This window comes from Niallia sp. 01092 (assembly GCF_052318935.1).
Lineage (GTDB): Bacteria > Bacillota > Bacilli > Bacillales > Cytobacillaceae > Niallia.
The window spans coordinates 57,036-80,924 of the sequence record NZ_JBQRKO010000005.1; the positions used below are offsets into that span (position 1 = coordinate 57,036).

General features: G+C 34.4%; 21 protein-coding genes, 1 tRNA gene and 1 other annotated feature. Of the genes, 19 read left to right on the plus strand and 3 right to left on the minus strand.

Annotated elements, in window-relative coordinates; translation table 11 throughout:
• Positions 1–670 precede the first annotated feature (670 nt).
• Both gerE and ACTXGU_RS06455 read left to right on the plus strand, forming a co-directional pair.
• Positions 671–895 carry a spore germination transcription factor GerE gene (gene gerE / locus ACTXGU_RS06450; protein WP_016201768.1) on the plus strand — a complete coding sequence of 75 codons (225 nt, stop codon included), beginning with the start codon at positions 671–673 and terminating at the stop codon, positions 893–895.
• A 182-nt stretch (positions 896–1,077) separates the two neighbouring features.
• Positions 1,078–1,542 carry a DUF2691 family protein gene (locus ACTXGU_RS06455; protein ID WP_443480675.1) on the plus strand — a complete coding sequence of 155 codons (465 nt, stop codon included), beginning with the start codon at positions 1,078–1,080 and terminating at the stop codon, positions 1,540–1,542.
• Positions 1,543–1,675: 133 nt separating this feature from the next.
• Here ACTXGU_RS06455 and ACTXGU_RS06460 read toward each other — a convergent pair whose 3' ends face one another.
• On the minus strand, positions 1,676–1,933 hold the full coding sequence (locus ACTXGU_RS06460; protein WP_443480676.1) for a YciI family protein: 258 nt from the start codon (positions 1,931–1,933) through the stop codon (positions 1,676–1,678).
• A gap of 331 nt (positions 1,934–2,264) precedes the next feature.
• Between ACTXGU_RS06460 and ACTXGU_RS06465 the strand changes: the two genes are divergently transcribed.
• The 4 genes from ACTXGU_RS06465 to racE all read left to right on the plus strand — a co-directional run bounded on the left by ACTXGU_RS06465 (position 2,265) and on the right by racE (position 5,596).
• Positions 2,265–2,897 (plus strand): TetR/AcrR family transcriptional regulator, encoded by a 633-nt coding sequence (locus ACTXGU_RS06465; protein WP_443480677.1) that lies wholly within the window; start codon positions 2,265–2,267, stop codon positions 2,895–2,897.
• Positions 2,897–4,162, plus strand: a complete 1,266-nt coding sequence (locus tag ACTXGU_RS06470; RefSeq protein ID WP_443480678.1) for an MFS transporter — start codon at positions 2,897–2,899, stop codon at positions 4,160–4,162. Before ACTXGU_RS06465 ends, ACTXGU_RS06470 begins: the two co-directional genes overlap by 1 nt.
• A gap of 167 nt (positions 4,163–4,329) precedes the next feature.
• Entirely contained in the window at positions 4,330–4,788 is a 459-nt protein-coding gene (locus ACTXGU_RS06475) for a MarR family winged helix-turn-helix transcriptional regulator (RefSeq protein ID WP_443480679.1), read from the plus strand.
• A 10-nt stretch (positions 4,789–4,798) separates the two neighbouring features.
• Positions 4,799–5,596: a glutamate racemase gene (gene racE / locus ACTXGU_RS06480; RefSeq protein WP_443480680.1), complete on the plus strand. Its 798-nt coding sequence runs from the start codon at positions 4,799–4,801 to the stop codon at positions 5,594–5,596.
• An 83-nt stretch (positions 5,597–5,679) separates the two neighbouring features.
• Here the strand turns inward: racE and ACTXGU_RS06485 are convergent, their stop codons facing one another.
• On the minus strand, positions 5,680–5,886 hold the full coding sequence (locus tag ACTXGU_RS06485) for a DUF5316 family protein (RefSeq protein ID WP_443480681.1): 207 nt from the start codon (positions 5,884–5,886) through the stop codon (positions 5,680–5,682).
• Between the two features lie 283 nt (positions 5,887–6,169).
• Here ACTXGU_RS06485 and ACTXGU_RS06490 point away from each other — a divergent pair, with 283 nt between their 5' ends.
• The 4 genes from ACTXGU_RS06490 (at position 6,170) to ACTXGU_RS06505 (ending at position 8,783) form a co-directional block, all read left to right on the plus strand.
• Positions 6,170–7,240 (plus strand): GerMN domain-containing protein, encoded by a 1,071-nt coding sequence (locus ACTXGU_RS06490; protein WP_443480682.1) that lies wholly within the window; start codon positions 6,170–6,172, stop codon positions 7,238–7,240.
• 214 nt (positions 7,241–7,454) lie between these two features.
• The gene (locus tag ACTXGU_RS06495) at positions 7,455–8,048 is read left to right on the plus strand and encodes an XTP/dITP diphosphatase (RefSeq protein WP_443480683.1); all 594 of its coding nucleotides are present in this window, start codon (positions 7,455–7,457) and stop codon (positions 8,046–8,048) included.
• 10 nt (positions 8,049–8,058) lie between these two features.
• Positions 8,059–8,571, plus strand: a complete 513-nt coding sequence (locus tag ACTXGU_RS06500) for a metallophosphoesterase family protein (RefSeq protein WP_443480684.1) — start codon at positions 8,059–8,061, stop codon at positions 8,569–8,571.
• A gap of 138 nt (positions 8,572–8,709) precedes the next feature.
• Positions 8,710–8,783 (plus strand) — tRNA-Arg (locus tag ACTXGU_RS06505).
• Between the two features lie 482 nt (positions 8,784–9,265).
• Here ACTXGU_RS06505 and ACTXGU_RS06510 read toward each other — a convergent pair.
• Positions 9,266–10,099: a hypothetical protein gene (locus ACTXGU_RS06510; protein WP_443480685.1), complete on the minus strand. Its 834-nt coding sequence runs from the start codon at positions 10,097–10,099 to the stop codon at positions 9,266–9,268.
• A gap of 548 nt (positions 10,100–10,647) precedes the next feature.
• On the opposite strand from ACTXGU_RS06510, the gene ACTXGU_RS06515 reads away from it, so the two are divergent.
• From ACTXGU_RS06515 to ACTXGU_RS06555, 9 genes are all read left to right on the plus strand, one after another.
• The gene (locus ACTXGU_RS06515; protein WP_443480686.1) at positions 10,648–11,676 is read left to right on the plus strand and encodes an agmatine deiminase family protein; all 1,029 of its coding nucleotides are present in this window, start codon (positions 10,648–10,650) and stop codon (positions 11,674–11,676) included.
• 22 nt (positions 11,677–11,698) lie between these two features.
• On the plus strand, positions 11,699–12,577 hold the full coding sequence (aguB, locus tag ACTXGU_RS06520) for an N-carbamoylputrescine amidase (protein WP_443480805.1): 879 nt from the start codon (positions 11,699–11,701) through the stop codon (positions 12,575–12,577).
• A gap of 499 nt (positions 12,578–13,076) precedes the next feature.
• Entirely contained in the window at positions 13,077–14,105 is a 1,029-nt protein-coding gene (locus ACTXGU_RS06525; protein ID WP_443480687.1) for a FecCD family ABC transporter permease, read from the plus strand.
• Positions 14,102–14,884 (plus strand): ABC transporter ATP-binding protein, encoded by a 783-nt coding sequence (locus ACTXGU_RS06530; protein ID WP_443480688.1) that lies wholly within the window; start codon positions 14,102–14,104, stop codon positions 14,882–14,884. The genes ACTXGU_RS06525 and ACTXGU_RS06530 overlap by 4 nt, the downstream gene beginning before the upstream one ends.
• Before the next feature lie 243 nt (positions 14,885–15,127).
• Positions 15,128–16,213, plus strand: coding sequence for an ABC transporter substrate-binding protein (locus ACTXGU_RS06535; RefSeq protein WP_443480689.1), 1,086 nt, complete (start codon positions 15,128–15,130; stop codon positions 16,211–16,213).
• 177 nt (positions 16,214–16,390) lie between these two features.
• Positions 16,391–19,474, plus strand: a complete 3,084-nt coding sequence (locus ACTXGU_RS06540) for a hybrid sensor histidine kinase/response regulator (protein ID WP_443480690.1) — start codon at positions 16,391–16,393, stop codon at positions 19,472–19,474.
• Between the two features lie 19 nt (positions 19,475–19,493).
• Positions 19,494–20,567, plus strand: coding sequence for a response regulator (locus ACTXGU_RS06545; RefSeq protein ID WP_443480691.1), 1,074 nt, complete (start codon positions 19,494–19,496; stop codon positions 20,565–20,567).
• A gap of 982 nt (positions 20,568–21,549) precedes the next feature.
• The gene (locus ACTXGU_RS06550) at positions 21,550–22,152 is read left to right on the plus strand and encodes a LysM peptidoglycan-binding domain-containing protein (protein WP_443480692.1); all 603 of its coding nucleotides are present in this window, start codon (positions 21,550–21,552) and stop codon (positions 22,150–22,152) included.
• Positions 22,095–22,466 carry a LysM peptidoglycan-binding domain-containing protein gene (locus ACTXGU_RS06555; RefSeq protein ID WP_443480693.1) on the plus strand — a complete coding sequence of 124 codons (372 nt, stop codon included), beginning with the start codon at positions 22,095–22,097 and terminating at the stop codon, positions 22,464–22,466. Before ACTXGU_RS06550 ends, ACTXGU_RS06555 begins: the two co-directional genes overlap by 58 nt.
• Positions 22,467–23,621: 1,155 nt before the next feature.
• Positions 23,622–23,873 (plus strand) — a binding site (T-box leader).
• Positions 23,874–23,889: the final 16 nt, after the last annotated feature.

Genomic DNA, 23,889 nt, shown 5'->3' on the forward strand with positions numbered 1-23,889 from the left:
CCTATGAAAATGTTAAATAACAATTATGTAAAATGGTAACATAATATAGAAAATGTGACAATATTGTGAATAGTAATTAGAAAATTTTCTAAATTTTATTAAGATTAGGTTGACTTTGGGAGTTGATTCGAATTTGTTTTAATTGATGATAAAAATCCAAATTAACAAGAATTATGTGTTAGTTCAAATAAGTAGAAAAGGCGGGGATAGGTATTTTGTAAGTTCTTATTCTGAAATAGAGGTGATAATTCAAGCAAAGGGTTTTAAAGCAACTTTATGTTATGAGGTTCTTTTGCTTGTTAATGTAGATGTGATGTTTGTAGCTAATTTACTATGAGGAAACAATTAGAGAATGCATCTAATCGCCAATTCTTCATTAGACTTGATTTGGCGACAATAATTATTATCTTATCTACATGGTTCTTTTCACTTTTGTAGTTGAATTTGTTAAAAGTAGTTCAGCGTATTTCAGAAAAATATAAGAAAATTATTCAATATTCAATCTCCTGCAGAAAGAATATATCCAATCCAAACCACAATAAAAGAAAAAAGTCGTCCAAATTCCCCAAAATGTAGTCACTCCAAGGCTTCTCCCTACATAAGATATTCAGACTATGATAATACCCATCCCAAAGTTCATAGCTGGCGTAGGCAAGGAGGGTTATACTATTTGAAGGAGAACGAATTTACTCACAAGCCATTATTAACAAAAAGAGAAAGAGAAGTGTTTGAGCTGTTAGTACAAGACAAAACAACGAAAGAAATAGCAAGTGATTTATTCATTAGCGAAAAAACAGTTCGAAACCATATTTCAAATGCTATGCAAAAGCTGGGCGTTAAGGGGCGTTCACAGGCTGTTGTAGAGCTCCTTAGAATGGGAGAACTAGAACTTTAAACAAGGAAGATGATTCAAAAAGAGGAGTGTTCCATACAATATTGTTGTGGGATTCAGAATCTTATGTTGGATCATCTTCTTTTTACATATGGAGGGTTTTTTTTAAGTTAGTTTTATGAGTTTTTAAAGTAATTTAAATGGAATGGATTAACCCTTATATTAATCTTAGGGAGTTGCGATTTATGAAGAGAGGGATTAGCTTTGAAATTCCAAATGAATACGGAACATTTCTTGGAGAAGTACTAAAGCCGATTGACACCACTGCATTCAGTTGGAGAATTGGTAACGGTGAGTCATATACAGTAGTTGATGATGGATTAGATAAAGAGCTTTTCCCCGTAGATAAAAAAGTAATAGAAGGTGCAGAACTCAAAAATTTATTAGAAAACAATAAATATTATATTATTTTCGCTGACTTACAAGCATTTCCAAAAGGTGAATTTTCTAAAATTGAGACATATGAAGAATTTATTGTAAGCAAGTGTAAACTTGTTCTATTAGTTGTGGATTGCTGTAATGTTACTATTTATTGTAAAAATAAGGAAGTAATCAAATTGCTATACAACAATGCAAAAAAATATGGATTTGAAGATGTTGAATATATTACCGATGAAAACGATACAAGAACTAGGCTATCTGTCTGGTAACCTCAAAAAGACATTCATGAATAAAGGTCTTTAAAATCAACGTTATTATTTACCTTAATGTTGTTTAAATAAATTGAAAACTTGTTCTTATAAGACAAAAAATTAAGATGAAGAAGAGAACCTCTTCCTCATCTTAATTTTTTACCATCCATTCTTTCACGTCTACAGTAGAAGAACCACTTTTAATTAGCGGGTCTGATTCGCTGATTTTAACCGCTTCATCTAGTGAGTCACATTTAATGACGTAGGCACCGCCAGTACTGTCACTAAAAGGTCCAAAAGCTTCTAATTGATTATTTTCTTTAAGTTTGTCTAAAAAATCATAATGTGGTTGGACATAATTTTGATCGAAGTTTTGTGTTCTTGTAGTAGTTAGCAAGTAAAGATTCATTAGTAGCACTCCTTTTTTAAGTATGTACAGAAATGATTATAACATGTTTGTTATGAAAAATATGGTAATTTATTTTAAAAAATTCCCAAAAAACCATTGTAAAAATGACACAACTGTCACTATAATAAAAGTGACAGTTGTGTCATTTTAATTCAAGAGAAGAAAGTGTAAAAGTTTTAAAGTTAGATAGATGTCTAGCTACAGCGCCTACCCCTTGTGAAAAATAACCCTTTGCCTCTAAAAGTAAAAAGCACTTTTTGAGTCAAATGAACATTTTTCTTCAGGGCTGATCAAGGCGCTTCCGCTTTTCTTATATTTGGAGGGATTTACTTTGTCACCGAAAATTTCTGAAGAGGAAAAAGAGAAACGGCGCATGCAAATTATTCATGCTGCTATTGAAGTGTTTAAACGCAAAGGATACGAAGCTTCTACTATGCAAGATATTGTCGAGGAAACAGGGATGAGCCGGGGGTGGGTGTATCTTTATTTTTCAAGCAAAGAAGACATGATGCAGGCAATCCTTGTTACGAATCAAAAAGAACAAGATACACTGTTCAAAACCTTGTTTACGAGTGAGCATTCCGTTTGGGCAGGGGTGAATAAGATTTTCGACATAATGGAAGCGCAGTTGAACGATGCTTCTGATGATCTAATCATCGCTGTGTATGAATATTTTCTCAGTGGATGGAGGCTGTCGGATCGTCGTTCGTTTCTTGATAGTCATTTTGAAAAAAAGCATGAATCTTTATTTTACTATTTACAAAAGGGAGTCGCAAACGGGGAGTTTAAACCGGAAGTTGATCTAGAAGTAATTATGAAAATGATCACTTCCTATTTCGACGGCCTTTTGCTTCACACAAAATCAGCCGGTTGTAAAAATGTTCGTGTGAAGGAACAGCTAATTCTTTTTAAGTCGATATTAAAAAAGGTTCTACAAGTTCATGATTTGGAAGGGGATTTATAATGGCCATTTTTAAAAATAAGCTATTTACAAAATTATTTTTAGCCTCCTTTGCCTCCCAGCTTGGAACGACGATTGGCAACGTTGCATTTGCATTTTATTTATTAGACCATTTCAGCAAACAGCCATTTTATGCGACTATTGCCGAATTAATGTACTCACTGCCAATTTTAGTTGTATTCTTTTTCGTTGGTGTTGCTGCCGATCGATTAGACAGAAAGAAAATAACGGTATACTCTGACTGGATTCGAGCAGGCTTAACAGTTCTATTATTAGTAACGCTGTACTTCAATGTTTTGTGGCTTGCTTTTGTCATTTTATTCATTCGCAGTGCTGTATCTAAATTTTTTGCGCCAGCAGAAATGTCCATATTACAAGGAGTTCTTGATAAAGAACAGTATATGCAGGCGTCTGGGCTTAATCAAACAGTGCTCGGATTGTTTATGTTATTCGGCATGGGGATTGGGGCAATTTCTTATCACTATATAGGAATGATTGGAACGGTGATCATTGATGGAATCAGCTTTGTTGTTTCTGCCATATTAATCAGCAGCTGCGCTATTCCTCTTGAGGCAAGACTTCCAAATGGGAAAACTAATGTAAAAGAAATGAATATTTCTACTGTTAAAAACGATTTTAAAGAAGGGCTAACCTATATACTTCATTTCAAATTATTAAAATCGATTGTTTCCGGCTTTTTAGTGTTTGGCTTGATTAATGGCTGCTTTGCTGTTCTCCCGCTTTTTACGATGAAATACAAATTGGCGCCTAGTCATTATGAGCAGTATGCTTCCTTGTTTTCGATATTTTTAGGAATTGGTTTTTTGCTTGGGAGTGCAATTGCCAATCAACTTATTAAAAAGTTTAAAGTTCATTCTGTTGTGATTAGTGGCGTCTTTTTGAGTGGTGTTTTTACACTTTTGCTGGGGACGTTTGAAAAGGCTTGGCTTTATTTTATCATCGTAGTGATTATAGGAATTATTTTAGCACCAGTAAATGTGGCACTGTCAGGATGGATGACACAATTAGTTGAACCTACATTTATGGGAAGGGTTTCAGGGTGGATTGATCCATTAATGATGCTATCCCATTCTGTTTCACTCGGAATCATTGCAGTTATTTTCCCGGCCTTAGTCAAGGTGGATACGATTTATTTTGCAATCGGTATTTTATTGGTAGTAGTTGGAGGGTATTATCTTCTTACGTTGCCGAAGTTGGCGAAAAAACATGTGAAAGTAGATATAGTTGCAAATACAGAAATAAAATAAGTGTCAATAAAGAGCATAACTTCATCTATAAATAACAATCCTTTCCTTTCTGTTATCAATTTACGTACAAGGATTTGTAGATTATAATTGTATTAATTGGGCATAAAGGAAATAATGTAGGAAACATCGTGAAATTTTAACTGGATAGATATTAGGAGATGTAATAGATGAATGTAGAAGAAAAAAACTCAAAAGAGTATATTGATATTATTGCAACGGTTGAAAAAGATATGAGGTACATATCAGGGATTATTAAGCAAAAAGGTCGGGAAATTTTAAGTAATTATACGATTACTCCGCCACAATTTGTTGCATTGCAGTGGCTGTTTGAAGATGGAGATATGACAATCGGCGAGCTTTCTAATAAAATGTATCTTGCTTTTAGTACGACAACTGATTTAGTCGATCGAATGGAGAAAAATGTCCTTGTGCAGCGTGTGAAAGATCCGAATGACCGAAGAGTTGTCCGAATACATTTATTAGATGAAGGAAAAAGATTAATTGATGAAGTGATCAAAAAACGACAACAATACTTGGAAGAAGTATTGGGCGATTATTCGTTTAAGGAAGTTGAACAATTAAAGGATACGTTTATGCGATTACATCAAGAAATGCGAGAAAAATGAGGCGGTTTTTTTGGAAAGAGCAATTGGGGTTATAGATTCGGGAGTCGGCGGGCTGACAGTAGCCAAAGAAATTATGCGCCAACTCCCATATGAAAACATTATTTATTTAGGCGATACGGCGAGATGTCCTTATGGCCCAAGAACGGGAGAAGAAGTAAAAACATTTACTTGGGAAATGACCAGATTTTTATTGCAAAGAAATATAAAGATGCTTGTCATCGCTTGCAATACGGCAACTGCAGTCGCATTAGAAGAAATAAAAGAGCAGTTGCCGATACCGGTTATTGGCGTCATTATTCCAGGAGCCCGCACGGCGATAAAAGTGACAAAAAATAATAATATCGGTATGATAGGCACGATTGGAACTGTAAAAAGCAAAGCATATGAAAAAGCGTTAAAGCAAATTAATTATCGGGTGAAAACGGAAAGCCTTGCCTGTCCTAAGTTTGTACCATTAGTGGAAAGTGGAGAATACGGTGGTGCTGTTGCTAAAAAAATTGTAGCAGAGACATTAAAGCCATTAAAAGATACGGAAATTGATACACTTATTTTAGGTTGTACCCATTATCCTTTGCTTGAAAAGGTGATTCGCAAGGAAATGGGAACTTCTGTTAAAGTAATTAGTTCTGGTGCAGAGACGGCAAGGGAAGTAAGTACGATTCTTTCCCATAATAATCAGCTCGCTTCTTATACGAATAAACCAACCCATCTTTTTTTCACGACAGGCTCAAAAGACATATTTGCGAGGATTGCATCCAACTGGCTTAAACAGAAGATTCAAACAGTAGAAACGGTTAAACTGACATAACGAAGCAAATGCTTCGTTTTTTATTTGGCTAATAATGTTGTTTTTGTAAGAAGTAAAGGACCTCTTTAATGGTTTATTTTTGTCTATAGAAAGTAAATTAATCCAGCAACCCCTAAAGAAATTAATCCAACTAAACCAGAAATCATTGCTACTTTTGTCCTGAAATTCCTATCGTCTTTTGTTTCAGTATAAAAATTAGCTCTTTGTTGTTGTCCATCCGTCCAAGCTCCAATAAAAATGCCAGAAATAATCATTCCAATAATACCAACAATAAAAAACAACTTTAACATGTACGTTTCTCCTTTCCATTCATTGATTTATTTACGTTTCAAAGTATAAATTCGTTTCATAAAATTTTACAGTTTTTAAATAACTGGGGCTTTTGTTGAAGATAAGGAAACACAAATTTTGTAAAATAATAGGTTTAGGCTTAGTTCTACTTTAATAGAGACAAGCCTATTTATTTTTTTTGAATTCTATTTAGTAAAAAAGAAATTTTTCACGCCTAAACGGTCTAATTTATAAAATGACTCGTATATATATTAGTACAAACCGTCTTAGGAGTGATGAATGATGTCTAAGCATAAAAAAACAGTCATCGTTTCAGCCGTAGTTATTTCCACAATGATGCTTTCTGGATGTAGTTTATTTGGTGGGGACAATAAAGTGAATGACGATCCGCCGAAGAAGATTACATATAGTGATAATGCAGCGAAGGAAAGTGGTAATACTACTGCTAAAGAAACAAACGCCAAAGCACCAGCTGAAAATTCTATTGCCACTGAATTGTATTTACTAGATAAAGATGGCTATGTTGTACCGCAAACAGTCAACTTGCCAAAAACTAAAAGCATCGCAACAGAAAGCTTACAATATTTAGTGAAGAATGGACCGGTAACGGATTTGCTTCCAAATGGTTTTCAGGCAGTTATTCCACAAGATACAAAAGTAAGCGTCAATATAAAAGACAAAGTGGCTACTGTTGATTTTTCCAAAGAGTTTAAAGAATATAAAAAAGAAGAAGAAGCGAAAATTTTACAATCTATCACATGGACGTTAACACAATTTGATTCCGTTGATTCGGTGAAGCTGCAAATTAATGGAAAAGAATTAACGGAAATGCCGGTGGATGGTACACCAATTCAAGGTCCTTTAACACGCTCGATAGGAATTAATATAGATACTAATGATATAACCGATATTACGAATACAAAGCCATTAACTGTTTATTATATTGGCGGTGAGGCGTCGGCATACTATTATGTGCCTGTAACAAAACGTGTGAGCAATACAGAAGACAATAATATCACAGCAGCAGTAGAGGAACTGGTGAATGGTCCTGGGCAAAATTCTCCATTAGTATCTGGAATGGCGACAGATGTTGCCTTGCTTAATAAACCGACTGTTGAAGATGGCAAAGTAACGTTAAACTTTAATGATTCCATTTATAATAGCTTTAATGACGAGGAAAAAACGGTTTCAGATGATGTTCTAAATTCATTAGTATTATCATTAACAGAGCAAGAAGGAATTGAAAGTGTTACTGTTGAAGTAAATGGTAAAGCAGATTTGCAAAATGAAGAAGGCAAAAATATATCAGAACCTGTATCTCGTCCGCAAAAAGTGAACACAGGTAGTTATTAAAAAAGAATTTTTGCTATAATAAATAGAAACGGAAAAGGGTATGCAAATGATGCTGCCCTCTTCTTTTTGAAAAAAATAAGATGTGTCTTCACTTTATATGAAATGTTGAGCTAATTTGTCCAACTTCAAGAAACCACTTTCAATTTAAAGGTAGTATAATTATGTAAAGCTGTTGGAATAAGATTGACTATACTAATACATATAGGAGAAAAAAATGAAAGAAATTATTATTGCTACTAAAAATGAAGGCAAAGCTAAAGAATTTGTGCAAATGTTTGCACCCCTTGGCTACGCGGTGAAAACATTGCTCGATTATCCAGAAGTACCTGAGGTTGAGGAAACAGGAACTACTTTTGAAGAAAATGCGATTTTAAAAGCAGAAACAGTTTCTAAGCTCATAGGAAAAGTTGTTATTTCCGATGATTCAGGATTAATAGTAGATGCACTAAATGGGGAACCTGGGGTATATTCTGCGAGATATGCAGGTGAACAAAAAGATGATCAAGCGAATATGGATAAAGTGCTCGCTGAACTAGAAGGAGTGCCAACAGACAAAAGAACCGCACGTTTTTGCTGTACGCTAGCTGTAGCAAACCCAACAAAGGAGACGTTAACCTTTACGGGAACTTGTGAAGGGATTATATTAGAAGAAAAACAAGGAGAATTCGGCTTTGGCTATGATCCAATTTTTTATGTAGTGGAAGAAGAAAAAGCAATGGCTGAATTTCCTCCAGAAAAGAAAAATACTATAAGCCACCGAGCAAACGCGTTACAGAAATTAAAAGAACAATTACATTCTGTTTTATAGGGGGAGTAGAATGAAGGTTCTCATTGTTAGCGACAGTCATGGATTAGTAGACGAATTAGGCGAATTAAAAATAAGACATAAAGAGGAAGTAGATTTGTTCCTCCATTGTGGAGATTCTGAACTTCCGGCAAATGAAAAAGCAATGAATGGCTATGCAACCGTTCGGGGAAACTGTGATTATGAAGAAAAGTATCCAAATGAGCTCGTGAAAGAAAAAGACGGTGTGAAGATTTTTGTAACGCACGGCCATCTTTACGGAGTAAAATCTTCCATTACCAGCCTTTCTTATCGTGCGAAGGAATTGGGCGCCCATATTGCTTGTTTTGGACATTCGCATTTTTTAGGGATGGAAATGATCGATGATATTCTTTTTATTAATCCAGGAAGCTTAAGATTGCCAAGAGGAAGAACAGAAAAAACATATGTCATTTTAACGATCGAAAAAAATCAATATACAACAGAAGTATATGATTTTAACAAAGGGAAGCTAACAGAATTAACGTCAACATTCCCATTATCTTAAAGGTTTTCACTATTTTCCTAACAAGGAAAGAAAAAATTTCTTTGTTAGGAAAAAGTTTTTAAAAACTGTTGACTTTAATATAGATAACACATATAATAAATATTGTCCTCGTGAGGAATAAATAAAAAATAAAATCATGTCCCAGTAGCTCAGCTGGATAGAGCAACGGCCTTCTAAGCCGTCGGTCGGGAGTTCGAATCTCTCCTGGGACGTCATAAGGTTCTTTTTACACAAGATAGAACCAGTACTAAATACTCGTGAATGTTGATATATCAATGTTTACGAGTATTTTTTGTTTTTCGAGAAAAAGGCTGAAAAAGATAGGTTTTTAAATTTTTTTACACAAATTTTACACATTAACTAGCCTATATTTCGGTTGTTCTTTCTGCATCTTCTTCACGTAATTCGTTAACCTCAAAAGAAACCAGCGACCGTACGCATAATAACTGAAAGAAACCCTTCTGTTATTAAGAAGGGTTTACTTCATTAAACATTAGTTTTTTGTGTTTTAAGTTCAAACAATTTATTAATAGCATATGAACTAATTGCAAGGGAAGGAATTCCTATAATAAAATACCAGAGATTTTTCGGCATTAAAATATTGTAAAAATATAAAAATAGTACTGCCCATGCAAATACCGTTAAATATTTTAAAGTCTTTTTCAAAATATTCACCACACTTAATATGATCAATTTAATATATGTTTATCCATCCATTGTTAGGTTTTTTGTCTCTTTTGTCAATCTGTTTTGCAATCATAGTACCAACATCGGTGTAATCCAAAGCGATCGCAACTGCAGCTCCAACTGCCCAAGCCAGTTTGTCGGCTCCCCAAGCTTTTAATCTGCTTGTAACTGTTTTAGTGAAGATTCTTTGAGCTTCTTTTTTTCCTTTGTTAATAATAAATGATTGGATTGCCCCAACTCCACCACCTACGGCAACACCAATAGCTACATTTAATACTGAACCGGCAAAATTTACTCCAATTTTTATATCTCCTTTAATAGAAGCTGAAGCAGTGTTGACACCAACAGTTTGTGTTAGAGCATCATTTAAAAAGGAAACTTGATTGGTAGAATTATCGCCGGGAATTTCTTCTAGTTCAGTTTCTAGTTCTTCTTGTGCTGAACCTAGGTTATTATATGTATCAGAATTTTCATCAAAGAAACTAATTAGTGCATCTTGATATGCTTCTTTTTCTTCTCCCTCTAATCCTAATAAGGTTACTTGCTCTTCTACTACGTTATTAAATTGCTTTTTTTCTTCCTTATTCATTTCCTGAATGGATACATTTTCAACTGCTTCCGCCAGGTCAAAATCTTTAGATAGTACTTCTTTATCTAGTTCAACATCTGTTGTAATTCCTTGCACTTCTTCAGTTGCTAAAACATCTGCTATTGAAGAAACCGGTTCTTGTGTTTCTTCGATAGAAGGATTAGCAAAGCTTGTTAAAGTAGATAGAGAAGTAGCGATTAATGCTACTACCGTTAAACAAGAAATTTTTTGAAATAAATTTAACTTTTTCATAACTTTCCCCTTTATTTCTATAATTTTCAAAATGCAGAATACATTCTAACATAGAAAAGATGAAAATCTACTAATGTTTTTTAAAAAAAGTAGATTTTGTGAGCAAACAGGTAAATCGACTCAATACAAAAAATCTCCTTATAGTAAGAAAGGAGGAATAACAATGTACGATAATAAAATAAGATGCCCAGAATGCGGTGAAAACTTTAGATTGAACGACCACATTCGTATATTTTACGAAGAGAATAATATTGGTAAAAGAAATTAATGGAACGTATATTAAAGCTTATTGCTTAAATGAAGAGACAGCCACGTATTCTTAAGATTGATTCTATCTTTGTTGTTTTCATTGTTCGGATTAAAAAAAGGAGTTCAAATCTATTCCTATAAATTTCGTGATCCCATAATCCCTATTATCCCCTCCCCCACAAACAAAATAATTCTATTGAATTTCCCGTCCTAATTATGTGATAATGATTTCAGATTGATCTTTTTAACTGTTGCTACAATGCTTAATACTAAATATAAAATAATAAAGAGGTATATAGATGGTTCCAAAAAATTTACATTATAAAATGCCGGCAGAATGGACGGAGCATGAGCGTACTTTTGTTGCATGGCCTGTGCAAGATTCTATGTGTTTCCCTGAGGATTACGAACAGGTAGTCAAGGAATATTATGTTGAGCTTGTAAAAGCGATTGCAGAATTTGAACCTGTCACAGTAGTAGTAAATCCTGATGATGTGGAACAGGTAAAAAATTATTTTTCTGAAGAGAATGTTGAATTGCTGGCAATTGCCCATAATGATGCGTGGATTCGTGATAATGGTCCTACTTTTTTGACTAATGAGGAAGGACATATTGCGGGGGTTAATTGGAAATTTAATGCTTGGGGAGGAAAGTATGCTCCTTGGGATTTAGATGATCAAGTGGCGCCAAGCATCCTCGATCATTATGGTGTGAAACGTTTTGATGCACCGCTTGTAATGGAAGGCGGCTCCATCCATGTAGATGGGGAAGGAACGGTTATCACAACAGAGGAATGTTTATTAAATCCGAACCGTAATAAAGAAATGTCCAAAAGTGAAATTGAGGACTATTTAAAGCAATACTTAAATATTGAAAAAGTGATATGGTTAAAACGTGGTTTAAGTGGTGATGAAACGGATGGCCATGTCGATAATATCGCTTGCTTTGCAGCGCCTGGAAAAGTGTTAATTCAAGTTTGTGATGATCCGAATGATGAAAACTATGTGATTACGCAAGAAAATCTTGAAATATTAAGAAATACGACAGATGCAAAAGGAAGAAAGCTGGAGATTATTTCGATCGGGCAGCCGCCAATGGCTGAGTTTGACGGCAGCAGACTGACATTAAGCTATTTAAACTTCTATTTTGTAAACGGAGGAATTATTCTTCCTGTCTTTGGAGGCAATGCGGAAGAAGCGGATCAAATGGCTGAACAAGTATTAGCTTCTGTTTATCCTGAAAGAAAAATTCGCAAAATTAATGGCATGTCCATCATAAAAGAGGGCGGCAATGTTCACTGCACGACCCAACAGATGGTAAAAATATAGTTGGAAAATGAGGGGATAAATGATGAGAAACGTAAAAGTAGCAGCGACACAAATGAGCTGTTCCAATAATATAGAAGAAAATATTCGCAAAGCAGAGTCCCTTGTTAGACAAGCAGCAGAGAAGGGAGCACAAATCATCCTGCTTCAAGAACTTTTTGAAACACCATATTTTTGTCAAAAAGAAAAAGCGGATTATTATGTGTATGCAACAGAATTAGAGCAAAATAAAGCTGTCAATCATTTTCGACAAATTGCTAAGGAGCTTCAAGTAGTGTTGCCAATTAGCTTCTATGAAAAGAAAAATAATGCACGCTACAATTCTTTAGCTGTTATTGATGCAACTGGAGAGGTGCTTGGATTATATCGCAAAAGTCATATTCCAGACGGTCCTGGTTATGAAGAAAAGTTTTACTTTAACCCAGGGGACACTGGATTTAAAGTTTGGAATACACGTTATGGGAAAATTGGGATAGGGGTATGCTGGGATCAGTGGTATCCTGAAGCAGCTAGATGCATGGCATTAATGGGAGCAGAAATCATTTTCTATCCTACTGCAATTGGATCGGAACCACAGGATGGAGACATCGATTCAAAAGACCACTGGCAAACTTGTATGCTTGGACATGCTGCAGCTAATCTAGTTCCGGTTGTTGCGTCCAATCGTATTGGGGTTGAAGAAGATGAAGATTCTAGCATTACTTTCTACGGCTCCTCCTTTATCGCTGGCCCTCAAGGGAACAAAGTAGTTGAATCAAGCCGTGATAACGAAGATGTCATCGTTGCGGAGTTTGATTTGGATCAATTAGAAATTCAGCGTATTGAGTGGGGAATTTTTAGAGACAGACGCCCTGATTTATATAAAACAATTGCCACTTATGATGGAGAGCAAATCATAAAATAGTGGAATGTAAAGATAAGAAAAATAAAGAGGCACTTATGAATGTTGTTAAATCAATGTTCATGAGTGTTTTTTTTATTTACAGAAAACTTGAAAAGTTGATTTTGTTGTATCATTCTAACATTATTTTTTTCAAATTTAAAAATCACATCATTTTAGACACATGATGTTAAAAAAACAAGCAATGATAATGAGATTTTATCATATAAGCGTTGTCATTATGACATTTATTTGAATTTTCCGACAAATATCTAGATGGAATGACACTTCTGGAATAAAATACATATTATTCATATACAGTTATCATTACTTATCATTAAATCATCTTTTTCATGCTTTTAAAGGGGGGATATATTAAATGTTGGAAGGAAGGAGTGGGATGTAGTTAAAAGCAGTATAAAGTAAATATCATCTATATGAAGAAGTGATTAACTGATAAAAAAATGACATGCAACACTACTGTAAGATTGATGAATATTGAAAATAAAAAATAGGTGATATAGTGAACAAATCCAGCAGCAGAAACAATTTTACTATTATGAGCATCCTTGTATTATTAACAATAATAGTATTTTTTAGTTCATTTATTGTAGGGCGGTATTCGGTGCCATTAGATCAGTTGCTTCATATTTTTTATGCTAAATTATTTCATCTTCCTCAGACTTGGCCTGATATAACTGAAACAGTAGTATTTAATGTCCGATTTCCAAGAATTGTAGCAGCCATGATCGTTGGTGCTGTTTTAGCAGTGGCGGGATCGGCCTATCAAGGATTATTTAGAAATCCAATGGTGTCGCCGGATATTTTAGGTGCATCTGCCGGTGCTGGTTTTGGTGCTGCAATTGGTATCTTGTATTCCTTTCATACGATAGGAATACAATTATCATCTTTTCTATTTGGATTAGGTGCAGTGGCACTAACATATTTGCTTAGTCACTTTGTTGACAGCAAAGAAAACGAAGTGCTTATTCTAGTCATTACCGGTATGGTTGTTTCTACCCTTTTTTCATCTTTTATTTCGATTATTAAATACGTAGCGGATCCTTATAGTAAACTCCCAGCAGTCACATTTTGGCTAATGGGCGGGCTTGGATCGATTACGAATAAAGACCTGCTATTTGTATCGATTCCCATTTTTATTGGGGTTGTTCCTTTATTGCTTTTGAGATGGAAACTAAACATACTCTCTTTTGGAGAAGAGGAAGCAAAATCACTGGGGATTAATACAACATTGATTCGAATCATTATCATTACTTGCTCCACACTTATTACTGCAGCTGCTGTCTCCATTAGTGGAATTATTGGCTGGATAGGACTTATCATACCTCATTTAACAAGATTAATTGTTGGTCCTAATTACAAAGTGCTGTTGCCAGCCTGTCTGCTTATTGGAAGTTCCTTTTTATTACTGGTTGATAATATCGCTCGAAGCTTATTTTCTATGGAAATACCTCTTGGAATCGTGACATCCATCATAGGTGCTCCTTTTTTTATTCTTATACTGATAAATGGAAAGAAGAAGATATTATGATATTAGAAATTAACAAAGCGGCTTGTGGTTATGGAAAGCATCCAGTTATAAAAGATATTTCTTTACAGATTAAATCAGGAGAAATATTGAGCTTGCTCGGTCCGAATGGAGTTGGGAAAACGACGTTTTTTAAAACAATTCTTGGATTTTTAAAATTACAAAGTGGAGAGATTTTATTAGATGGTGAAAATATAAAGAATTGGTCCAGAAAACGCTTAGCTCAAGCGGTAGGGTACGTACCTCAAGCTCATAATGTCCCATTTCCGTTCACTGTTCTTGATGTAGTGACGATGGGGAGAACTGCTCATCTAGGTCCATTTTCCTCCCCTTCTTCATCTGATGTAGAAATTGCGGAAGAAATGATAGAAGCATTGCAAATTTCCTTCTTGCGAAATAAGATCTACTCGAAAATTAGCGGAGGTGAAAGGCAACTAGTTCTTATTGCGAGAGCTTTAACGCAGCAGCCAGGCATTCTTATCATGGACGAGCCTACATCAAATTTGGATTTTGGCAATCAAATCAGAGTGCTTCAACAAATTAAACGGCTTTCTGAGCAAGGATTAGCTGTCATTATGACAACCCATTTTCCTGACCATGCTTTTCTTTGTTCTACAAAAGCTGCATTATTACAGAAAAACAGGGAATTTATTATTGGCAAAGTAGATGATGTTGTAACAGAAGAAAATTTAAAATCTGCGTATGGAATCAATGTGGGAATTATGATGAAGGAAACAGAAGAAGAGGAAACAATCAAAACCGTTGTTCCATTGTTAAATTAATTGTAAAGGCTGTTTTCTCAAAGTTAGTTGTTTTTTACGTAAAATAATGAGAGAAGAAGTACTCAGCAGACTGAATACACGTAGACTCCTGTGGGAATGCGAGAAAGACGAGACTTAAGTAGAGCGTATGCGACGAGGAGGCTTGGCGCTCGCCCACGGAAAGCGAAGTGTATTCAGGCTGCGCGTTTAAAAGTAACAATCTATACGAAAACAGTCATTTTAAAAAAATGGGGGTATTCACAATTGAATAAATGGATGAATTATTTGAAAAAAAGTGTATTTATATTAATAAGTATTGCCGTATTGGCTGGTTGCAGCAATCAAAGCTCTACAACTAGCCAAAAATCTCCTCAAGAAGATAAACCTGAAAAAATCACCATTAAAGATGCAAATGGTAAAGAAGTGGAAGTGCCAACAAACATTGAAAAGATAGCGGATGCTTGGCCTGCACATAATGAGGTGCTTTCTATGTTAGGGGCTGGAAATAAAATTGTGTCTACTGTTCATACAAAGGAAAGTCGCCCTTGGTTATATAAAGTAACTCCTCAATTGAACAATGCTAAAACAGTTTTTAAAGCAAATGCAGAAGCAAATATAGAGGAAATGCTAACAACAAGTCCAGATATCTTTTTTACATCCTCAACGGATAAAAACGCTGAAAAAATATCTAGCCTAGGAATCCCAACTGTACAATTAAATTTTACTGATTTTGCAGGATTGAAAAATTGCTTTCAATTAACAGGAGAGATTTTGGGAAAAGATGCAGAACAAAAGGCGGAGAAATTTAATGCCTATTTAGATGATAAAATTAAAATGGTAAAGGATGTTACTTCTCAGATTCCATCAGATCAAAAGTTAAAAGTATTACATTTTAATAATGGGAAGCTTATACTTGTAGACGGAAGCAATACGATTATTGATGCTTGGGTCAATGCCGCTGGAGGAGTAAATGCCGCTGCCGACATTGATGGCAATATGAAAGAAGTAACTATGGAACAAATCTTACAATGGAATCCAGATGTCATTATTTTAGGTGCAAATGCTAAAAATTTGAAACAAACTTTTGAAAAAGATCCTGATTGGCCAAAAGTAAATGCAGTAAAACAAGGGAAAGTATTTCAAAACCCTGATGGAGCATTTTTGTGGGATCGTTACGGTGCAGAAGTAGCGCTGCAAATTCAGTGGGCTGCAAAGCTATTAAATCCAGACAAATTTGCGGATTTGGATATGGTAAAAGAAACAAAGTATTTTTATAAAAACTTCCTAAATTATGAGCTGACAGATGATGAAGCAAACAGAATTATCAGCGGAAATCCACCCGCAAACTAAGAATATGAAATACGGATATATAACAATGAAGTGATAGCTGGTGCTATCTCTTTTCATTATGTAATAATTGTTATATTTATTTTTTGAAGTTAAATTATTGTCGTTAACTCCTGGTGATAAACTGGTAAAATATAAAAATAGTTATTGTATATTGATCGATTACCAGGAGTGAAATGAATGAAGAAAATAGTTGCAATATTTGCCGTTTTAGTTTGCTATACAGTTCTTTTTTTTCTGATTGAATTTATAAACAATAAATTTGAAACGAAGGCGCCAATAGCGAATAATGGAGTTATCAACTTAGAAAATTGGGATTTTATATACGGTGGGAATGTCCCATTAAACGGAGAATGGGAATTTTATAAGAATAAACTATTATCTCCAGAGGAAATTCACGCATATCAAGGAAGTAAACCAATGTACATAAAGACCCCAAGTAATTTGATGAACATTCGTTTTACAAATAAAGAAACAGGGGTAAAAAAAGGAACTTATCGATTAGTGATTCACACCAATGAAAAAGACCAAATCTTTGGAATTAAAGTAACTTCTATTCATATGTCAAACAGTATTTATGTAAATGGTAAGTTGATTGGGAGCAGCGGTGTTCCATCAGATTACAAAAGCTATGAGCCGCAAAATAAACCGTATGTTAGCTATTTTCCAATAGAAAAAGGAAAAAATGAAATTATCGTTCAGTTTGCTAATTTTCATTTTAAACCAAGCGCAGGAATCGTGAAGCCGATCTATTTTGGAGAGCAGAAGCAAATATCGAGATTGAGAGATCTTTCTATTGTGAATGATTGGTTGATGATTACGGCTTTTTTTATGATGGGATTATACTTTTTTGGTTATTATCGACAAAGAAAAAGAGATATTCATTTATTATATTTTTCCGTATTTTGTCTTATGCTAGCAATCAATATATCCACAGCCACCGGAGATAGAGTTATTTATATGATATTTCCTAATATGTCTTATTTTGTGCTGATTTGGCTTCAAGGCTTTTCTACTGTACTGACGAGTGTGACATTTGTTCTTTATCTTTTCTCTGCCTATAAATCGTTAGTGTTAAAATGGATTGTTATCCTTTTCGTAACCCTCGGGGGATTACTATTAATACTTGATTTATTATGGATTGGGCATGTATCCAAAAACTTGGTCATTTCTCATTCTATCATGGCTCTCTCCGCTTTAATTTATGCAACATATATTTTAACATTAGCTGTGATGAATAAAATGGAGGGGAGTATGTATCTCATCATTGGTGTATTGTCTATGGGCATATATATCATTACAACGACGATTAATGGATATGGTTCTGTTCCTATATTATCCTTTTTTTCGCTAACATCTATCGTATTTTTGCTAATGATTTCTTTACTGATGTCGCTACATTTTTCGAATGCTTTTATTGAAATTGAGTCCTTATCAAAGAAATTACTAAAAATCGATCAATTGAAGGATGAGTTCATTGCGAAAACATCACATGAATTTAAAACACCGTTAAACGGAATCATTAATATATGTCAAACGATACTGAAAGATCAAGGGAAAATACTTTCGAGTAAGCAGCGAGAGAAAGTTACACTGATTACGCAAATAACCTTTCGATTAGCCGATCTTGTGAAAGATATACTCGATTTATCTAAAATGAAACAAGGGATGCTTCAAGTCAATCCAATGCCAACAGATGTTCGTCCAATTGTTACTGTTGAAATTGCGATACTTGCCTTGATGGCAGAGAAAAAACAGTTGCAAATCGTCAATCAAGTTCCAACTAATTTACCTAATGTGTTAGTTGATGAAAATCGATTGAGACAAATAGTAAATAATCTATTAGAGAATGCCATTAAATATACTGATCAAGGAAGCGTTACGATTTCAGCTGCGCAAGAGAACGACATAATGAAGATAACAGTAGAGGATACAGGGATTGGCATTCCACAATCAGAATTTGAAACTATTTTTCATGCTTTTCAACAACAAGAATCAAAAGGACAGGACGGTGCAGGATTAGGGTTAAGCATTGTGAAGCAACTAGTGGAGTTGCAGGGAGGAGAAATATGGGTAGAGTCGGTAGTAGGAGAGGGATCTGCTTTTCACTTTACATTACCAATCGCCGAAATGAATGTACCGATTATTTCGCTTCAAGCAAGCGAGGCAGTGCCAGCAACAAAAAGCCCTCCTATTTTGATAAATACACCTTATCGTTTAGTCGATAAAAATGCACCAACAATTCTTATCGTCGATGACAATATAGAAAATTTAAAGATTCTGATCGATATGATTGAATCTATTCCATACAACGTAATTGCGGTGAAGAACGGAGAAGAGGCATTACAAGAAATTGCAGCTAATCCACATATTGATTTAGTTATTTTAGATTTAATGATGCCAGGAATGACAGGTGATGAAGTATGTATGAAAATCCGTGAAATGTATAGCTTAATAGAGCTGCCGGTGTTGATAGTGACGGCAGCGCTTATTGATTCTGATAAACATTTTGCTTTTCAAGTCGGTGCAAATGATGTTCTGCAAAAGCCGTTTAATTATTCGGAATTTGAAGCAAGGATACAAAGTTTAATTATGATGAAAGATGCCACAAGCCAAGCGATTAAGTTAGAAACAGCTTTTTTGCAATCACAAATAAAACCGCACTTTTTATATAATGTTTTAAATTCTATAATGGCTTTAAGCTATATAGATGTAGAAAAATCGCGTGAAACAATTGGTCACTTTGCCAGTTATTTAAGGGGAAGTTTTGATTTTTACAATACATCCAACCTCACGTCTTTTGAAAGAGAAATGTCCATCGTCACATCTTACGTACAAATAGAAAAGACTCGATTTCAAGAAAGAATTCAAGTGGAGATAGATGTGGAACCTTATCTTGATTTTTCCTTGCCGCCTTTAATGATTCAGCCACTTGTTGAAAATGCGATTCAGCATGGCATTGAAAAGAAATCAGAAGGTGGGTGGGTGAAGCTCACCGTAAGAAAAGAACTGGATGGTTATATGATCAAAGTCGAAGATAATGGAGTAGGAATGTCCGAGGAACAATTAAAAGCCGTAATGGCAAAAGAGAGTAATAGAAGTGTCGGGTTAAAAAATATTAATTATCGGCTTCAACATTTTTATGGGGCAGAACTGCAGATTGAAAGTGAACTAAATAAAGGAACAACGATAACGATGATGATTAACCAAGTATTTTTACCGAAAAGTAATAAAAAAATAGGTAGCAAAAACTTATTTAAATAATAAGGAAAGGAGGAGGCAGATGGAAGCGGTTATCATTGATGATGAGCGACTATCAACTTTTTTATTACAAAAAATGTTAGCGGAGTTTAATTGTTTCACAAAAATTTCAACATTTGAAAATGGGGAAGATGTACTTAACTTTATACGAGCAAATCATGTCGATGTTGCTTTTGTTGATATTGAAATGCCGGGAATAAGTGGTGTGAATCTAGCGGTAGAAATGCGGCGAATACATAAAAGTATTAAAATTATTTTTATTACTGCACACACGAACTATGCTGTTCAAGCATTTGAAATAGAGGCGCTTGATTATGTTGTTAAACCATTTACCCCTGAAAGAATTGAAAATACAGTGAAGCGAATTGCAGGAGGTCTATCAGTTCATCGCGAGCAAGGCGAAAAGAAGCAAATGCTTCATTGTTTAGGAGAGTTGAGGGTAACGAAGCAACATGGAAATTCACCTATTTTATTAAATAAGTGGCGTACAAAAAAAGCAAAAGCATTATTTTGTTATTTTATTCATAACCGAAATCAAACGATACATAAAGATGTGTTAATTGAGCTGTTTTGGAATGATGTTTCATTGGAAAAAGCACATACGAATCTTCACACGACGATTTATCAAATTCGTAAAATGATTCAATCCTATGCTATCCCCTTTGAAATCGTGCGTGTAGGGGATGGCTATCGTTCAGAAATGAAAAATATCGTGCTAGATATGGATATATTTGAAGAGAAGATAAGGCAATTGCCAGAATTAACAAGCGAAACATTAACAGCATATGAATCGGTTATAGCTCTGTACGAAAATGATTATTTTTACGATAGTTATTATGCATGGGCTGAGAGTGAGAGAGTCCGGCTGCAAAGTATATGGATGAGATTTGCTTTTTCTCTCATTGCTTTTTACATAGAAATGAATCGTTACGAGCAGGTCATTAATCTTTGTTTTCTTATTCAGAAAATAGACCCATTAGAAGAGAAGTCATATATCAGTTTAATAGAGATATATAGTAAAACCGGAAATACAGCAGGAGCAAAGAAACAAATAGAGAAATTACATGCAATTCAAGAAGAAATAAATTTGCCTTAAAATCAGTGATGGGGTCATTGTTGATTAATTAGTCAATACCAATCGGGTCTTATCAGGTAATGCATTAAAATAAATTAAACTTGTTAGTACAGCAAATAGATTTGTGAGCTATGCTCTTTATTTCATGGCAGTGGAATAAAGGGCATAGCTTTTTTGTTAAAAGATAAGAAAGCATAAAATTTCGAACCTAGTTTAGTGTCTAGCTCCGGCGCCTAGCCCCTGTGAAAGATAACCTCTTGCCTCTAAAAGTAAAAAACACTTTTTGAGTCAAGAGAACATTTTTCTTCGGGGCTGAGCAAGGCGCCTGCGCATTTCTTATTGAAAACCTAAAAGTGTTCAGAATTTGTTCAGAGCAGTTTTATACAATGATAAAAAATTAATTCAACATATATTTAATCGGGATTTTTTTATTTTCTTGTTTTGCTTTTTTTCATTCATCAGTCAGAGTGCAGACTTTTTCTATACCGACACAAATTACAGATCATTTGTTAATAGATGTAAGTTATTCGATCAGAATGGTAATAATTTAATGGAAATGCTAATAAACCAAGTAAAGAGTCACCTGAGTTAATGAAATAAAAAGTTACACGGTAGACAAAGTTAGCATCATTCACGGTTGCAGATTTTAAACAAGGACACTATCGATTTGTGGAAAAAAAGGCAATGAAAAATTATGGCTGATTCAAATGTATGCTTTTTTCTATTCTTAAGTTGATCTTTTTACATGGCTCTTTTCTCAATGTTTGTTGTTTTTTACATAAAAAAATTGGAGAAGAGTACTTAGCAGCCTGCATACACGTAGACTCCTGTGGGAATGCGAGAAAGACGAGACCCCACAGGAGCGTATGCGACGAGGAGGCTTGACGCTCGCCCGCGGAAAGCGAAGGGTATGTAGGCTGCGAGTTTAAAAGCAACAATCTATACAAAAACAGCCTTTTATAAAGTGATTTTGGTATATCGCAATTAAATGGAGGATTTAATCATGACAATCAAATCTAGGAAACAGCGTATTCAAGAACAAAAAGCAGCTGAAGACAAAAAACGTAATCAAAAATTTACGTCAGGTGTTTTAGCTACAGGCATTGGAACAACGGCTTTTTTTGGGAATATGCAAATGGTAGAAGCTTGTGACTGCGTGGAAAATTATACAATTGAAAGTGGTGACACTTTGTATAGTATTGCTAAAAATTACAAAGTAACAGTAGATCAGTTGAAATCTAAAAATGGATTTGAATCTGACCGAATATATGCAGGTCAAGATATAATTGTTCCTTTCCTAGATGAAAAGGGTAATCTTCCTATTGTTGGAGAACCTATGGAAGAAGGTGAAATTGTTCACTATATCCAAAACGGAGATACACTTTGGAGTTTATCTCGTAAATACGGAGTATCGATTGAAAAACTTATGAAGGACAATAACCTTCAAAGCACAATACTTATTGAGGGGCGTTTATTAACAGTTAATACAGGCGTTGAAATTTTTAACCTGTCACTAAATATATTCCTGCAAAAAAAGCAGAAAAAGTGGTGCAAACACCTGCTAACACATATACAGTACAGCCTGGTGATACCCTTTATTCTTTAGCGAAGCGTTTTAATGCTTCAGTAAAAGAGCTTCGAGAGTTAAGTGATTTAAAATCCGATGGCATCTTAATTGGACAAAAATTAGAAATTCCTGCTCGTGATGTTATCACGACAAAAGCAACAATTTTGGGGGTTGTCGATTCTGCTTCCATTGAAATAATCGCACACCATGTAACATGGGTGCTTGAAGTATCTTATGGTTCCTCTCAAAAATTCTCTAATCAAATAGGTAAAAAAGTTACTATTACTTTTACAAAAGGTAATAATAACCAACGCCCTGCATTGATTAGTGTTGACGAAATATTTGACATTTAGGATTTGTTTATTTATATTGTTGGTTGCTATTTTTGAATAATATTATTATGCATTAGGTAGTATTTTCATAAAACACAAAAATATGATGTAGTTATATGTATAATCATCTTGCGCAACGATGTAAGGTTTTTTCTCATATTTATTCTTAAATAGATAAAATATTAAAGAGTTATGTTTAAAAAACATTTTAATTAGAAGAGATGTGAGACACTCCTTGCTTCGATATCAGGTTGAAAGGGAAAACTCATGCTGGTTATAAAGGAGAAAGAATGATAATTATTATAGAAGAAATTTCCTGATTGTTATTAAATATTATAAAAATATGTTTATAAATACATGTGTAGGTTAATTTTAAAAGTTTAAATTGCCTAATCAATCAATTTAATTAAAGGATGTTTTCTCAAAGTTTGTTGTTTTTTACATAAAAAAACATTTGGAAAAGCGTTTCTTAGCAGTCTGCATACACGTAGACTCCTGTGGGAATGCGAGAAAGACGAGACCCCACAGGAGCGTATGCGACGAGGAGGCTCGACGCTCGCTAAACGGACGAAGTGTATTCAGGCTGCGAGTTTAAAAGCAACAATCTATACGAAAACAGCCTATTTTAAAGATGGAGAAAACGTCCTAAACATTCATTTACCTTTAATTCATGATAACAAGTTATAAATGGAGAGATATAAAAAGTGTGTTAGAAAATATAACAAGTAAATATACGATTCGGTCGTTATTGTATTATAATTTAGTTCGAATCATCATCATTCCTAAAATACAAGGATAATAAATATAAGAAGGAAAACGGATTATATAAGGTTTCGTACATAACGGGAGATAATAAAGTGTGTTTTATGCCTTTTAAAGTAAAAAAATAGTGAACTAATTGTAAAAAATACAATTTTTTTAAAAAAAATTTCAAAAAAAATAAAGGGGTAAAATTATTTATATATCAATATTGTAAACGGTTTCTAAGAGTGGGATATAGCTTTAATTATCTAACAATTCTCAAAAATACTGTTGACTCTTGTTTCATTTCGGCGTAAGATAACTTCATCGAAAGCAATACAGAAAATAACAACGAGATTAGCTTTTGTATATGAATAACAGAATGTTTTTGACGCATAATAAAAAACAGATGAAAACGATGATTTTAAAGATATTGAAAATACGATGATAAGGATAAGTAGTTTCAAATTTGGGATTCCACAGAGAGCCGGTGGTGCTGAGAGCCGGTGAAGTCAATTGAAATGAACTCGCCTTTGAGTGTTAGCTTGAAAGATATTTCGACTAGAGCTAACCGAGTGATACCCACTCGTTACCAAACACTAGAACAGAACTGTTCACTGAGTGCATACATGAATAATGTGTATGAATGAGGGTGGTACCGTGGAAAGAAGCCTTTTCACCCCTTTGTCTACTAAAAAAATTA

Bases quoted from the DNA above. Each gene is read 5' to 3' on its own strand.
- ACTXGU_RS06550 (WP_443480692.1), top strand. From the start codon at position 21,550: ATGACAATCAAATCTAGGAAACAGCGTATTCAAGAACAAAAAGCAGCT.
- ACTXGU_RS06485 (WP_443480681.1), bottom strand. From the start codon at position 5,886: ATGTTAAAGTTGTTTTTTATTGTTGGTATTATTGGAATGATTATTTCT.
- ACTXGU_RS06500 (WP_443480684.1), top strand. From the start codon at position 8,059: ATGAAGGTTCTCATTGTTAGCGACAGTCATGGATTAGTAGACGAATTA.
- ACTXGU_RS06475 (WP_443480679.1), top strand. From the start codon at position 4,330: ATGAATGTAGAAGAAAAAAACTCAAAAGAGTATATTGATATTATTGCA.
- ACTXGU_RS06515 (WP_443480686.1), top strand. From the start codon at position 10,648: ATGGTTCCAAAAAATTTACATTATAAAATGCCGGCAGAATGGACGGAG.
- ACTXGU_RS06530 (WP_443480688.1), top strand. From the start codon at position 14,102: ATGATATTAGAAATTAACAAAGCGGCTTGTGGTTATGGAAAGCATCCA.
- ACTXGU_RS06455 (WP_443480675.1), top strand. From the start codon at position 1,078: ATGAAGAGAGGGATTAGCTTTGAAATTCCAAATGAATACGGAACATTT.
- aguB (WP_443480805.1), top strand. From the start codon at position 11,699: ATGAGAAACGTAAAAGTAGCAGCGACACAAATGAGCTGTTCCAATAAT.
- ACTXGU_RS06540 (WP_443480690.1), top strand. From the start codon at position 16,391: ATGAAGAAAATAGTTGCAATATTTGCCGTTTTAGTTTGCTATACAGTT.
- ACTXGU_RS06545 (WP_443480691.1), top strand. From the start codon at position 19,494: ATGGAAGCGGTTATCATTGATGATGAGCGACTATCAACTTTTTTATTA.
- ACTXGU_RS06495 (WP_443480683.1), top strand. From the start codon at position 7,455: ATGAAAGAAATTATTATTGCTACTAAAAATGAAGGCAAAGCTAAAGAA.
- ACTXGU_RS06490 (WP_443480682.1), top strand. From the start codon at position 6,170: ATGTCTAAGCATAAAAAAACAGTCATCGTTTCAGCCGTAGTTATTTCC.
- ACTXGU_RS06460 (WP_443480676.1), bottom strand. From the start codon at position 1,933: ATGAATCTTTACTTGCTAACTACTACAAGAACACAAAACTTCGATCAA.
- ACTXGU_RS06510 (WP_443480685.1), bottom strand. From the start codon at position 10,099: ATGAAAAAGTTAAATTTATTTCAAAAAATTTCTTGTTTAACGGTAGTA.
- ACTXGU_RS06470 (WP_443480678.1), top strand. From the start codon at position 2,897: ATGGCCATTTTTAAAAATAAGCTATTTACAAAATTATTTTTAGCCTCC.